This window comes from Mycobacterium sp., assembly GCF_052143115.1.
Taxonomy (GTDB): domain Bacteria; phylum Actinomycetota; class Actinomycetes; order Mycobacteriales; family Mycobacteriaceae; genus Mycobacterium.
The window spans coordinates 16,313-28,206 of the sequence record NZ_JBKQTQ010000090.1; the positions used below are offsets into that span (position 1 = coordinate 16,313).

Below are 11,894 nucleotides of genomic sequence, written 5' to 3' on the forward strand. Positions count from 1 at the left end.
TGACCTAGCGACATGACGAATGACCCGAGGTATTCGCCACCGCCGCAGCAGCCCGGGTACCGCCCGGTGTCCGATCAGCGCGGGGCCCCAGGCTATTCCGGTCACGGACAGCAGCAAACCTATCCTCAGCACTACGACTGGCGTTACGGTCAGCAGCCGCACTACCGGCAGCAGCCGTACGGCTCGTTCGGCAGCGGCCAGCCCGGCCCTGCCGGCGGCCCGCCGACTGCCCAATTGGGTATACCCCGAAAGCGTTCCCGCGGAGGAGCTTTGGCCGTCGGCGCGTTGGCGATCGCGGTCGTATCGGCCGGCATCGGCGGTGCCGCGGCGTCGGTGATCGAGCACAACGGGCAGCTTCCGATCGCCAGCGACGGAACATCACTGGGTGGCGCGGCTCCAAGCCTGCCGGCCGGGAACGCCCCGGTCGGCACCGTCGAACAGGTCGCCGCCAAGGTGGTACCCAGTGTGGTCATGCTCGAGACCGATCTCGGTCGTCAGTCCGAGGAGGGTTCGGGCATCATCTTGTCTTCGGACGGGCTGATCTTGACCAACAACCACGTCGTCGCCACTGCGGCCAATCCCGGTCACGCCGCTCCGCCGCACGCGCCGCCGCCTGAGGGAATTGACCCCAGGGACCCATCTGGCCCCCCGGAGCCACGTGGCCCCCGAGAGCCGGACAGCGACCGGGCCAACGGAAAGCCGAAGACCACGGTGACGTTCTCCGACGGGCGCACCGCAGAGTTCACCGTGGTGGGAGCAGATCCCACGACTGACATCGCAGTGGTTCGGGTGCAAGGCGCTTCAGGATTGACGCCGATCAGCCTCGGCTCCTCAGCGAACCTGCGCGTCGGCCAGCCGGTGATGGCGGTCGGGTCGCCGCTCGGCCTGGAGGGCACGGTGACCACCGGCATCGTCAGCGCACTCAACCGCCCGGTGTCCACGACCGGCGAGACGGGTAACCAGAACACCGTTCTCGACGCGATCCAGACCGACGCCGCGATCAACCCTGGTAACTCCGGCGGCGCGTTGGTCAACATGAGTGGACAGTTGGTCGGCGTCAACTCTGCGATTGCCACACTGGGCGGCGACTCGCCCGACGCGCAGAGCGGTTCGATCGGACTTGGCTTTGCGGTCCCGGTCGATCAGGCCAAGCGGATCGCCGACGAGTTGATCAAGACCGGAACGGCGTCGCATGCGTCGCTGGGCGTTCAGGTCACCAACGACAAGGGCACACCAGGCGCCAAAGTCGTCGAGGTGGTACCGAATGGTCCGGCGGCAGCCGCCGGCCTGCCGGGCGGCGTCGTGGTCACCAAGGTCGACGACCGTACGGTCAACAGCGCCGACGCCTTGGTCGCCGCCGTGCGTTCCAAGGCACCCGGCGACAAAGTCACGCTGACGTACAAAGATCCATCGGGCGACAGCAAGACCGTGCAGGTCACCTTGGGCAAGGCGCAGCAGTGATGAGAGTCGCTGCATCGTGGTCGGACCCCAGATATACGGTTGCAACCATGGAACAGAGCGCCGAGTTGGTCGGCAGGGCACTCGTCGTGGTCGTCGACGACCGGACCGCCCACGGAGATGAGGATCACAGCGGGCCACTGGTCACCGAACTGCTCACCGAAGCGGGCTTCGTTGTCGACGGCGTGGTCGCCGTCGCTGCCGACGGGGTGGAGATCCGCAACGCACTGAACACCGCGGTGATCGGGGGAGTGGATCTGGTGGTATCGGTCGGCGGCACCGGCGTAACGCCGCGCGACGTCACCCCGGAAGCCACCCTGGAAATTCTCGATCGCGAACTACTCGGCATCTCCGAGGCCATCCGGGCGTCAGGCTTGTCGTCGGGCATCATCGACGCCGGCTTGTCACGTGGTTTGGCGGGCATCTCGGGGAGCACCCTGGTGGTCAACCTGGCCGGTTCGCGATACGCGGTGCGCGACGGCATGGCGACGCTGAATCCGCTGGCGGCCCAGATCATCGGCCAGCTCTCGAGCTTGGAGATTTGACTCCGGCATGACCACGCGGGGCAACGACCGGAACTTGATCGACAAGGTGTTCGGAACCGAGTTGCCGCACGAGTCGACCGACGAGCGTGATCGCGACGCCGATGATCGCGAGCAGTGGCTGAGGGAGAACGTACCCCCGCACCACGGTTGACCGACGACTCGCCGATGTCACGGCATGAATACCCTTGCGTGACTAATTCGCCGCAAAGCCCGCAATCGCCGTCATACGGACTTACGGTTTTTTCGGGCGATCTTGCGTCGCCTTATTAATTTCGTCATGACGGAGGTGGCTTTCGTGTTCAAAGGATTCAGAGATTTCGTAATGCGGGGTGACGTGATCACCGTTGCCGTCGGGTTGGTCGTGGCCTTGGCGTTCTCGAACCTGGTCAAGGCTTTCACCGACAGTGTGATCAATCCGCTGGTCGCCGCAGCACAGCCCCATACCACCTTCGGGTTGGGCTGGCAGCTCGGCAATGCAGGCAACAAGGAGACTTTCGTCGACATGGGAGCCTTCATCGGGGCAATTGTCTACTTCATAGTCTTCATGACCACCATCTACGTCGTGATCGTGTTGCCCTACAAGCACATCCAGAAGCGCCGCGGGGTAACCGTGTTCGGTGATGAGCCCGCGACCAAGGCGTGTAACGAGTGCATGTCGGACATCCCCGAGTCCGCACACAAGTGCAAGTACTGTACCAGCGACCAGCCGGCGGCCGCCTGAAACATCTTCCCCGCACTCAATGCAGGGTGAGGGTCACGGTCTGTGTCAACGCGGCGCCGGCCACGGCATTGGCTGCGGCGGCCGGCAGCGCCACCAAGACCACGCGCTCGCTGGTCGCGGCCTGAGCCTTCTGCTTCGCCGAGACCAGGACCACGATCGCGCTGGTGGCAACGACCCTCGCGGCAGCTGCGGAGTTGGTCTCCGACGCGGCAATGATGTCGACGACATCGCCGGGTCGCACCAGGTCCGCCAGTGCGCCGTCCACCGGATGCACGGGCACGATCCGCGCGTCTGGCCCCGCGGCCGACTCGGCCAGCCGGCGGCCCAGCAACCGGACGTCGGTCAGTACTTCACCGCGCCGGGTCGGCCCGGCCAGTGTCGAACCGACGATAGTGTCGATGTCAGATTGTGAGCCGTCGGGAATGGTTGGTGCTAAACGCTTTTCGAGTCGCAGATCGTCGGCAGTCAGCGCGGCTCCCGGGCTGAGATCGCGGGCTGCCACCACCACCTGAGCGCGGTCGCCGTCGGGGTTGGGCCGCAGTGCCGCAACACCGGCAAGGACGACGAGCCCCGCCGCGGCGATTCGCCGGGCCAGTACGGTTCGCGACCAGTCCGGGCGCAACCACTGCGAGATCCGGGCAGGTGGCGACGGATTCAGTGATTTCAGGGAATCCCCCACGCCGCAACGGTAAGTGCGGCTGGGTACTGCGCGCGGCCGACGGGAAGCCGCTTGTGGATAACCGGCTAGCTGGCGGCGGCCGTCGCTGACTTCGAGCTCGCCGAGTCCGACTTGTCGCTGGAGGTACTCGACTTTTCCGATGAGCCAGACTTGTCGCTGCTGCTCGATCCCTCCGTGCTCGTCTTGGCGGGCCCGTTGACCGAATTCTTCGCCGACTCACGGCTGTCGGTGCGGTAGAAACCGCTGCCCTTGAACACCACGCCGACGGAGTTGAACAGTTTGCGTAGCCGACCAGAGCACTGCTCGCATGTGGTCAGGGCGTCGTCGGTGAAGGCCTGAACAACATCGAAGCGATTGCCGCACTCGGTGCACGCGTAGCTGTAAGTCGGCACAGAAACCTCCGTGATGGTCTAAACGGTTAGCACTCTACAGTCTCAAGTGCTAGAACCGCTATGTGGCGCGTGTCATTCCCGCCCGGCGCGGCCGGTGGAGGGACACGCTGGCGCTGCTGATCATCGTCGTGATCGCCGCCGGTGTCGGGTGGCTCTACGTCCGCGACATCCGAAGCCGGGAACCCGCCCCGCAGGAGTTCCCCGCCAGCCCGGCCTACGACACGGTCCGGCGGCAGCTCGAGGCGCTGCCCGTCAAGGGGTGGGATCGCTTCGAGGACTTCAATCGCGCCCGGTTCGGCGAGCCCTGGAGTGACGACGTCAACGTGGACTTCGGTCACAACGGCTGCAACACCCGCGACGACATCCTGCGGCGCGACCTGGTCGACCTGCAGGTGCGGCCCGGGACCTGCTTCGCGCAGAGTGGCATCCTGCACGACCCCTATACCGGAGCGACCATCGTTTTCGTGCGCGGCCCGGACACCTCGCCCGCCGTGCAGATCGACCATGTGGTGTCGCTGTCCGATGCTTGGTACAAGGGCGCACGCGGCTGGGACGACCAACGCCGCCGCGACTTCGCCAACGATCCGCGCAATCTGTTGGCTGTCGCCGGTCAGGTCAACTTCGACAAGGCGTTTCGCGACGCCGCTTCATGGTTACCGCCGAACGTGGCATTTCGGTGCGCGTTCGTCGCCCGTCAGGTGGAGGTCAAGACCGACTACCAGCTGTGGGTGTCGGGCCGGGAGAAAGACGCGATGCGACGGGTGCTGCGGGGCTGCTAGGTGCCGCCGAGTCCGATCAGGCCGCGGCCGGGAGTCAGCGCATGCGTCATCGACACGTCGTGCGGCTCACGCGGCAACTCGTCAAGCAGCTCCTGGTCGCGGATCACGGCGATCAGGAGCGCCCGCGGATCCCGGTGCACCAGCGTGCGGTCGTAGAAACCGCGGCCGCGGCCCAGACGCACGCCGGCCCGGTCGACGGCGAGCGCGGGAACCAGCACGACGCTTGCCTCGGCCAGGGTCGTCGCCGGCAGCCACGGCCGGGCCGGTTCGAGCAGTCCGAAGCGGGCGGCCACCAGCTGACTCGGCCGGTATTCACCCCATTGCAGTGCCACCGGGGAGTCGTCGGCGGTAGTACGCGCGACCGGCAGCAGCGCGCGGCCACCTCGTCGCAGCACGACATCCAGCATCTCGATCGATCCTGGCTCGGTGCCCACCGGCACATAGGCGCACACGGTGCTCCCGCTGCTCACTAACGCTTCGAGGTGTTCGGCCAACGACCGCGCCTCGTCGGCCCTGATCTCGTCGGTCACCGAACGGCGGGCCGCCAGCAGCCGTTCGCGCAGTGCGGCCTTGGCCGTCGTCGCCATACCGTCAACGATGACAGCCGCGCCTTACACCCCGCCACAGCGACTGCAGAGCAGGCTGCGATTATGGTGTGAACGATGTCACGCTCACAGGGTCTGGTGCCTCGCACCGCGATCGTGCCCGCGGCCGGGTTGGGTACGCGTTTCCTGCCCGCGACCAAAACCGTGCCCAAAGAGCTGTTGCCCGTCGTCGACACGCCCGGCATCGAATTGGTCGCCGCCGAAGCCGCCGAGGCCGGCGCCGAGCGGCTGGTGATCATCACCTCCGAGGGCAAGGATGGCGTCGTCGCACACTTCGTCGAAGACTTGGTGCTCGAAGGCACGCTCGAGGCGCGCGGCAAGGAGGCCATGCTGGCGAAGGTGCGTCGTGCGCCACAGCTGATCAAGGTCGAATCCGTCGTGCAGGCCGAGCCGCTCGGACTGGGACACGCCATCAGCTGCGTGGAGCCTGTGCTGTCGGCCGACGAGGATGCTGTAGCGGTGTTGTTGCCCGACGACCTGGTGCTGCCGACCGGCGTGCTGGAGACGATGTCGAAGGTGCGTGCCGAGCAGGGCGGCACGGTGTTGTGTGCGATCGAGGTTTCTCCCGAAGAGATAAGCGCATACGGGGTTTTCGACGTCGAGCCGGTGCCCGGCGCGCACGAGGACGTGCTGAAGGTCAACGGCATGGTGGAAAAGCCGAAGCAGGAAGACGCTCCGTCGATGTACGCGGCGGCTGGCCGCTACATTCTCGACCGCGCCATTTTCGACGCCTTGCAACGCATTGATCGGGGCGCTGGCGGTGAAATGCAGCTCACCGACGCGATCGCGCTGCTGATCCGCGAAGGGCATCCGGTACACGTTGTGGTGCATCGTGGCTCCCGACACGACTTGGGAAATCCGGGCGGCTACCTCAAGGCTGCGGTTGACTTTGCATTGGACCGTGACGATTACGGCCCGGAATTACGGCGGTGGCTGGTGACTCGATTGGGCCTGGCCGAAGACTAGCGGCGGCGCCCGGCGACGATGCGGGGCCGCGTAGCGGCCGGAGGAGGACGCGGGCAGTCGGATCAGTCACTATCGGAGTCTGAGGCCCGTTTGTGCCGATACCGGTTGACGGCAGAAAGGCGCGCTGTGCGTTCGGTGGAGGAGCAGCAAGCCCGGGTGTCGGCCGCCGCGGTGGCGCCGAGACCGGTGCGCGTTGCTATTGCCGAGGCGCAGGGGTTGATGTGCGCCGAAGAGGTTGTGACGGAGCGTCCGCTGCCTGGTTTTGATCAGGCCGCGATCGACGGCTACGCCGTACGCAGTGTGGACGTCCTCGGCGTTGGTGAGTCCGACCCGTCCAGCGATCAAACCGGCGACGACCATCTGCGCGCAGTCCCGAGCGAGGCGGTGGAATCGCCGTCCGCGCCCGGTGGAGTCACCCTGCCGGTAATGGGCAACATCGAAGCCGGCACACGTATACCCAGCAGGCTGCAGCCGGGGCAGGCCGTGCGAGTGCAGACCGGTGCCCCACTGCCGACGCTGGCGGATGCGGTCTTGCCGCTGCGATGGACCGACGGCGGGCAGTCGCGGGTGCGGGTGCTGCGCGGCGTGCGGTCGGGTGCCTACGTGCGGCGCACCGGCGACGACGTTCAGCCCGGTGATGTGGCGGTGCGAGCCGGGACGATCATCGGTGCCGCCCAGGTCGGGCTACTGGCCGCGGTTGGCCGCGACCGGGTTTTGGTCCACCCGCGCCCGCGGGTGTCGGTGCTCGCGGTGGGCGGTGAGCTGGTCGATATCTCGCGCACTCCCGGCAACGGACAGGTCTACGACGTCAACTCCTATGCCCTGGCGGCCGCCGGCCGGGACGCGGGCGCCGAGGTAAACCGTGTCGGCATCGTCAGCAACGACCCCAAAGAGCTCGGTGAAGTCGTCGAGGGTCAGATAAACCGTGCCGAGATCGTGGTGATCGCCGGCGCGGTCGGTGGCGCAGCGGCCGAGGCCGTGCGCTCTGTGCTCTCCGAGCTCGGCGAGATGGAAGTCACCCGGGTTGCGATGCATCCGGGATCCGTCCAGGGGTTCGGGCAGCTGGGCCGCGAAGGTGTCCCGACGTTTCTGTTGCCGGCCAACCCTGTCAGTGCCTTGGTCGTCTTCGAGGTGATGGTCCGACCGCTGATCCGGTTATCGCTGGGTAAGCGGCAGCCGATGCGCCGGGTAGTGCAGGCCCGCACGCTGTCACCGATCAGCTCGGTGCCCGGCCGCAAAGGCTTTCTGCGGGGCCAGCTGATGCGTGACCAGGACACCGGCGAATACCTGGTGCAGGCGCTGGGCGGCGCACCCGGCGCCTCGTCGCACTTGCTGGCAACGCTGGCTGAGGCAAACTGTTTGGTTGTGATTCCCCGCGAGGCCGAGCAGATCCGCACCGGCGAGGTCGTCGACGTGGCGTTTCTGGCTCAGCGTGGCTGAGCGACACGGTGGCTGCTGCTCGTGAACTCGTGGCGCTCCAGCTCCCAGCATCCCGGCTGGCCGACGGTCGTGGGACCGCTGCGGGTTTCCGCCGGTGTGATCCGGCTGCGTCCGGTGCGTATGCGCGACGCCGCTCAGTGGAGCCGCGCCCGGCTGGCCGACCGAGCCCATCTGGAGCGTTGGGAGCCCAGCGCCGAGGCTGATTGGACTGCGCGCCATACGATTTCGTCTTGGCCGGCGGTGTGTTCGAGTCTGCGTTCAGAAGCCCGCAAAGGCCGCATGTTGCCGTATGTGATCGAACTGGAAGGCCAGTTCTGTGGGCAGCTGACGATCGGCAACGTCACGCACGGGGCATTACGGTCGGCCTGGATCGGCTACTGGGTGTCCAGCTCGGTCACCGGTCGCGGGGTCGCCACCGGTGCGTTGGCGCTGGGCCTCGATCACTGCTTCGGCCCGGTCATGTTGCATCGGGTGGAAGCCACCGTGCGACCGGAGAACGCGGCCAGCCGGGCAGTGCTGGCAAAGGTCGGGTTTCGCGAGGAGGGCCTGTTGCGCCGGTACCTCCAAGTCGACGGGGACTGGCGAGATCACTTGTTGGTGGGTTTGACAGCCGAAGAGGTCTACGGGTCCGTGACGTCGGCTCTGGTGCGCGACGGGCACGCCGGCTGGGCATAGCCGGCGGGTCTTTGTGTTGCAAATGTGACATTTGTGACTGATGGTGCTTGTCAGCAGCAAATTACAGGTGTGTAATTGTCCTGGGCGCGCCTCGACCGGATGCGCCGGTTGCCGGCCTAGCCTGGCGGGGAAAGGAGCAGGTCACCATGCCAAGCATCCCGCAATCGTTGTTGTGGATATCACTCGTGGTGCTCTGGCTGTTCGTGCTGGTTCCCATGCTGATCAGCAAGCGCGACGCGGTGCGGCGCACCAGCGATGTGGCTTTGGCGACCCGCGTGCTCAACAGCGGAGCGGCATCTCGGCTGCTCAAGAGGGGGGGACCTGCGGCAGGGCATCGTAGTGACCCTGACTGGCAGCCCGAGGAAGACGAACACGACGAGGACCTGGACGACCTCGACTCGGATGACACCGAGGAAGTGCCGCTGGCGCGCGGCGTTGTCGTCACGGTCGCAGCCGCCGTGTCCGTTGAGCAGACCGGGCCTGACTATGAGGACGCCGCAGTGGTCGACACCGACTCCCCGGCGCTTCAGGCGGGCGAGAGCCCGGTGATGGCGGAAGCGCCGCCCACGGCCGAGGAGCAACCCGAGCCCGTAGCCGAGGACGAGATTACGGATGGCGACGACGCCGAAGTAGAGTTTGAAACCGAGGATGCCGACGACGTCGACGACGACGCCGATCAATACGAATACGTCGACGACACGTCGGGGATACCGGTCGCCGAGGAACCGCCGGCGACCGTCACTCACGCATTCTCACGGCGGCATCGATACGACCCGGACACCGCCGCTGCGGTCATCGCCCGCAAATACGCCTCCCGTAAGCGGGTGCTGATGGTGATGGCGCTGACGTTGGTCGGATCGGCGGCGGCAGCATTCCAGCTGACCCCAACGGCGTGGTGGTTCTGCGGCAGCATCTCCGCGGTGACGGTGCTCTACCTGGGGTATCTGCGCCGGCAGACCCGGATCGAGGAGCGAGTGCACCGCCGCCGGATACAACGGATGGCGAGGTCGCGGCTGGGGGTGGAGAACACCTACGACCACGAGTTCGACGTGGTCCCGTCGCGACTGCGGCGCCCGGGTGCCGTCGTTCTGGAGATCGACGACGAAGATCCGGTCTTCGAGCATCTCGACTATGCGCCCTACGCGCGCGATTACGGCTGGCACCGGGACTTGCCGCGAGCCGCCGGGCAGTAATAGTTCGGCAACTCCAACGACGACTGGTAGCCTGCTAGCGATCAGGGGCTATGGCGCAGTTGGTAGCGCGACTCGTTCGCATCGAGTAGGTCAGGGGTTCGAATCCCCTTAGCTCCACCAGTGCGATGTCTCGGGACATCGTGCACATGTGTCTTGGGACATCGTTCACGGTTTGGTTTGTGGTTGGTAGTTTTTCGTCGGGTCGAGTTGGAGTTCTCGTAGTAGGTGGCCGTCGGTGGTCACGACCCGGATGTGTAGGTCGTGGACCAGGAGCAGGACGTTGGTGCCGGCGTGTCTGCGGCCCATGCCGATGTGGTGTAGGCGGCTGTTGTGGCGCAGGGTGAGCTTGCCGTTGCTGTCGATGCGGTCGTGGCGGATGCGGTAGGCGCCGGTGTGTAGTGGGGTGCCGGTTGGGGTTGCTTTGGGTTCTTGACCAGACTGGTCGGCCCGGCGAAGGCCAAGGAGCTTTACTACTTGGTCAGTCAAAGATATTGGCACCCATACCGTTCCGCCGCCAGGCGCATTTACGCTGGTGGGGCACAGCGCATATCGGGCCCTAGTGCGCGACTACCTGGACTGAGGTTCCGCTAGGCGGGCCCCAGTCGCTCTAGTGAGCCGCTCGGGTCGTAGTACAGCTCCTGGCGAGCGATACGGCCGTCGCGATAGCGGTAGATCACCACGTACGTTGAGCGCAAACGTTCCCCGCCCCCCGTCCAGTCGAACTGCACCCGCACGAACGCCGCGTCGCCGCCGGCCGTGATGGCTTGCTCCGCCGCCTCGTAGCGGATGGCCGAGCATGCACGGATGGTGAGTGCAATGAATTCCATTGTGCGCTCGATCCCTTCGATCCGGGCCGGCCAATCGAAGAGGCGCACCGTCGGGCTCACGTACACCACGTCGGGCTGATAGAGGTCCCGTGCGAGCGCCGGATCGCCGTCCGCGAATGCCCGCGCGAAGCGCGCCTCCTGCGCAAACAGCGCGTCCTCCGAGATCTCGCGCGTGGTCATCGGCGCTCCTTCTGCTACACGACCCCGGTGCTGCCGAGCGACCATGCTAACCGGCCGCGATGCCGCGTACCGGCACGTTCGGCAGCATGAGCGCCATGGCTATATACGGCCTCAAGGCTCCGAACGGCGAGATCATCGCTGCCAGCCAGGGTTACGAGACGAAAGCCAGCGCCGAGAAGGGCATTGAGGCGATCAAGACGCACGCGCCCAACGCCAAGGTCGAAGACCACACCGAAGCCAAATCCAGCTAGCGCGTTACCTATTCATCCTCTGTCTGCTGCGGGGGTTCCAACCGGGTGCGGCGTCGTCGGCTCCTAAACCAGTCAAAGGCCACGCCGCCGATCATGATCGCCACGACCGCGAGGTTGACGTAGCGATGCCTCTCGGTCTCGACAGCATCGATTATCAGGAGCGCGGCCCCCAGGACCAAAACGGCGAGCAACACCGCATACCGTCTGCGAGCCGCCTGCTCTGGGTTGGCTGCGCCGCGCCCCGCCGCGCCAACCGCGGTGCGGCCAATGATCAATCCAGCCACCGCAGCAGCTATTCCGAGCGCCAGGTAGATCGTCATGGGCAGGTTTCCAAGCCGTCGATGCCGTTATAGATCAGTGGACCGCCACCCAAGATCCCCGCGGTGGAGGTTCCCAGGCTGGGTGCCTCGGCCGCGCCTGATGCACCGACCAATGCTCCTCCGGCCAATATTTCCAGAAGATGCCCCAAAATCTTGTCGCCGGGGCATAGCGGCGTACCCGTGATCGTAGTGGGAGGCCCTGGCGGGACCTCCGGCGGTTCAACGGTAATGACCGCTACGGGCGGAGGCCCGGTTGGCGGCGGCAATTTGATCGCGGGAGGGTCCGGCTGCGGAGCCGGAGGTGGCGGTGGTAGCTGCGGATCCTGCTTGGCGCCGAATCCGGCGAGCTGAATCGTCCCGTGGTTTTCAGGCTTATAGGTCGGTTTCGCGGTGTCGCCGACGCCGGCAGCGGTGGCGGTGAGGTTGCCCGCAACCTCGTTATCAGCCCCAATCAATGCGCCCGCGCGGCTGCGAATGTCTGCGGCGAAAACCTGGGCCTGGGCTTGGCGAGCGACCAGCTCGGTGGTTGTGCGGCTGGTTCGGGTGTCGGTGACCAACAGGTCTTCCCCGACGGTGAAACCGGCGTCGTGAGCGTCCTCGACCGCATAGAGAACCCGGTTGCGTAGGCGCTCCAACTCGCCGGCCTGTTGACGGGCGATGCGTGAGGTACCGCGCAGCTGGTCGGCATGGTCGCTAGCAACGGTGTAATCCGATGCTGTGCGCGCCCGCAAGGCATCCCCGGCGAAACCCCGCCAGTCCAACGAATGGGCCTGGTTGCGGACCTGCCAGTGGGCATCCTCCCAGCGGTCGGCCAGGCCATCCCAATAGTCGGCGGCGTCGACCAGGTGGTCGGTGGTGTAAAC

17 protein-coding genes and 1 tRNA gene are annotated in these 11,894 nt (G+C 66.1%); 11 read left to right on the plus strand and 7 right to left on the minus strand.

What is annotated here, in order from left to right; translation table 11 throughout:
- Positions 1-12 precede the first annotated feature (12 nt).
- The 4 genes from ACLQI9_RS09960 (at position 13) to ACLQI9_RS09975 (ending at position 2,724) form a co-directional block, all read left to right on the plus strand.
- Entirely contained in the window at positions 13-1,461 is a 1,449-nt protein-coding gene (locus tag ACLQI9_RS09960; RefSeq protein WP_442378274.1) for a S1C family serine protease, read from the plus strand.
- Positions 1,461-2,003 (plus strand): MogA/MoaB family molybdenum cofactor biosynthesis protein, encoded by a 543-nt coding sequence (locus ACLQI9_RS09965; protein ID WP_442378275.1) that lies wholly within the window; start codon positions 1,461-1,463, stop codon positions 2,001-2,003. Before ACLQI9_RS09960 ends, ACLQI9_RS09965 begins: the two co-directional genes overlap by 1 nt.
- A 7-nt stretch (positions 2,004-2,010) precedes the next feature.
- The gene (locus ACLQI9_RS09970) at positions 2,011-2,154 is read left to right on the plus strand and encodes a hypothetical protein (protein WP_442378276.1); all 144 of its coding nucleotides are present in this window, start codon (positions 2,011-2,013) and stop codon (positions 2,152-2,154) included.
- 144 nt (positions 2,155-2,298) lie between these two features.
- Entirely contained in the window at positions 2,299-2,724 is a 426-nt protein-coding gene (locus ACLQI9_RS09975) for a large conductance mechanosensitive channel protein MscL (protein ID WP_442378287.1), read from the plus strand.
- Positions 2,725-2,740: 16 nt separating this feature from the next.
- Here ACLQI9_RS09975 and ACLQI9_RS09980 read toward each other — a convergent pair whose 3' ends face one another.
- The gene (locus tag ACLQI9_RS09980; RefSeq protein WP_442378277.1) at positions 2,741-3,403 is read right to left on the minus strand and encodes an SAF domain-containing protein; all 663 of its coding nucleotides are present in this window, start codon (positions 3,401-3,403) and stop codon (positions 2,741-2,743) included.
- A 65-nt stretch (positions 3,404-3,468) separates the two neighbouring features.
- Positions 3,469-3,795 carry an FmdB family zinc ribbon protein gene (locus ACLQI9_RS09985; protein ID WP_442378278.1) on the minus strand — a complete coding sequence of 109 codons (327 nt, stop codon included), beginning with the start codon at positions 3,793-3,795 and terminating at the stop codon, positions 3,469-3,471.
- 62 nt (positions 3,796-3,857) lie between these two features.
- Here ACLQI9_RS09985 and ACLQI9_RS09990 point away from each other — a divergent pair, with 62 nt between their 5' ends.
- Positions 3,858-4,574, plus strand: coding sequence for an HNH endonuclease family protein (locus ACLQI9_RS09990; RefSeq protein WP_442378279.1), 717 nt, complete (start codon positions 3,858-3,860; stop codon positions 4,572-4,574).
- On the opposite strand, the gene ACLQI9_RS09995 is transcribed toward ACLQI9_RS09990, so the two are convergent.
- Positions 4,571-5,161, minus strand: coding sequence for a 5-formyltetrahydrofolate cyclo-ligase (locus tag ACLQI9_RS09995; protein ID WP_442391607.1), 591 nt, complete (start codon positions 5,159-5,161; stop codon positions 4,571-4,573). The two genes, ACLQI9_RS09990 and ACLQI9_RS09995, sit on opposite strands and share 4 nt — an antisense overlap.
- Positions 5,162-5,236: 75 nt before the next feature.
- Between ACLQI9_RS09995 and ACLQI9_RS10000 the strand changes: the two genes are divergently transcribed.
- The 5 genes from ACLQI9_RS10000 (at position 5,237) to ACLQI9_RS10020 (ending at position 9,573) form a co-directional block, all read left to right on the plus strand.
- The gene (locus ACLQI9_RS10000; protein WP_442378281.1) at positions 5,237-6,145 is read left to right on the plus strand and encodes a UTP--glucose-1-phosphate uridylyltransferase; all 909 of its coding nucleotides are present in this window, start codon (positions 5,237-5,239) and stop codon (positions 6,143-6,145) included.
- Between the two features lie 126 nt (positions 6,146-6,271).
- Complete coding sequence (gene glp, locus ACLQI9_RS10005) at positions 6,272-7,585, plus strand: molybdotransferase-like divisome protein Glp (RefSeq protein ID WP_442378282.1); 1,314 nt, start codon at positions 6,272-6,274, stop codon at positions 7,583-7,585.
- Between the two features lie 21 nt (positions 7,586-7,606).
- The gene (locus tag ACLQI9_RS10010) at positions 7,607-8,260 is read left to right on the plus strand and encodes a GNAT family N-acetyltransferase (protein WP_442378283.1); all 654 of its coding nucleotides are present in this window, start codon (positions 7,607-7,609) and stop codon (positions 8,258-8,260) included.
- A 146-nt stretch (positions 8,261-8,406) separates the two neighbouring features.
- Positions 8,407-9,453: a divisome protein SepX/GlpR gene (gene sepX / locus ACLQI9_RS10015; RefSeq protein WP_442391609.1), complete on the plus strand. Its 1,047-nt coding sequence runs from the start codon at positions 8,407-8,409 to the stop codon at positions 9,451-9,453.
- Between the two features lie 44 nt (positions 9,454-9,497).
- A tRNA-Ala gene (locus ACLQI9_RS10020) sits at positions 9,498-9,573 on the plus strand.
- 45 nt (positions 9,574-9,618) lie between these two features.
- Here ACLQI9_RS10020 and ACLQI9_RS10025 read toward each other — a convergent pair.
- A complete protein-coding gene (locus ACLQI9_RS10025) occupies positions 9,619-9,939 on the minus strand; it encodes a hypothetical protein (protein WP_442377980.1) in 321 nt (106 codons plus the stop codon).
- A 101-nt stretch (positions 9,940-10,040) separates the two neighbouring features.
- Entirely contained in the window at positions 10,041-10,460 is a 420-nt protein-coding gene (locus ACLQI9_RS10030; protein WP_442377982.1) for a nuclear transport factor 2 family protein, read from the minus strand.
- A gap of 86 nt (positions 10,461-10,546) precedes the next feature.
- On the opposite strand from ACLQI9_RS10030, the gene ACLQI9_RS10035 reads away from it, so the two are divergent.
- Positions 10,547-10,711 carry a YegP family protein gene (locus tag ACLQI9_RS10035; protein ID WP_442391611.1) on the plus strand — a complete coding sequence of 55 codons (165 nt, stop codon included), beginning with the start codon at positions 10,547-10,549 and terminating at the stop codon, positions 10,709-10,711.
- A gap of 8 nt (positions 10,712-10,719) precedes the next feature.
- Here ACLQI9_RS10035 and ACLQI9_RS10040 read toward each other — a convergent pair whose 3' ends face one another.
- Together ACLQI9_RS10040 and ACLQI9_RS10045 are read right to left on the minus strand one after the other, a co-directional pair.
- The gene (locus ACLQI9_RS10040) at positions 10,720-11,031 is read right to left on the minus strand and encodes a hypothetical protein (RefSeq protein ID WP_442377986.1); all 312 of its coding nucleotides are present in this window, start codon (positions 11,029-11,031) and stop codon (positions 10,720-10,722) included.
- Positions 11,028-11,894 (minus strand): hypothetical protein (locus tag ACLQI9_RS10045; protein ID WP_442391613.1); only part of this gene is annotated, 867 nt, incomplete at its 5' end. The genes ACLQI9_RS10040 and ACLQI9_RS10045, both read right to left, overlap by 4 nt.

Excerpts from the sequence above, each read along its gene's own strand:
- ACLQI9_RS09960 (WP_442378274.1), top strand. The coding sequence starts at position 13 with ATGACGAATGACCCGAGGTATTCGCCACCGCCGCAGCAGCCCGGGTAC.
- ACLQI9_RS09965 (WP_442378275.1), top strand. The coding sequence starts at position 1,461 with ATGAGAGTCGCTGCATCGTGGTCGGACCCCAGATATACGGTTGCAACC.
- ACLQI9_RS09970 (WP_442378276.1), top strand. The coding sequence starts at position 2,011 with ATGACCACGCGGGGCAACGACCGGAACTTGATCGACAAGGTGTTCGGA.
- ACLQI9_RS09995 (WP_442391607.1), bottom strand. The coding sequence starts at position 5,161 with ATGGCGACGACGGCCAAGGCCGCACTGCGCGAACGGCTGCTGGCGGCC.
- ACLQI9_RS10000 (WP_442378281.1), top strand. The coding sequence starts at position 5,237 with ATGTCACGCTCACAGGGTCTGGTGCCTCGCACCGCGATCGTGCCCGCG.
- sepX (WP_442391609.1), top strand. The coding sequence starts at position 8,407 with ATGCCAAGCATCCCGCAATCGTTGTTGTGGATATCACTCGTGGTGCTC.
- ACLQI9_RS10030 (WP_442377982.1), bottom strand. The coding sequence starts at position 10,460 with ATGACCACGCGCGAGATCTCGGAGGACGCGCTGTTTGCGCAGGAGGCG.
- ACLQI9_RS10035 (WP_442391611.1), top strand. The coding sequence starts at position 10,547 with ATGAGCGCCATGGCTATATACGGCCTCAAGGCTCCGAACGGCGAGATC.
- ACLQI9_RS10040 (WP_442377986.1), bottom strand. The coding sequence starts at position 11,031 with ATGACGATCTACCTGGCGCTCGGAATAGCTGCTGCGGTGGCTGGATTG.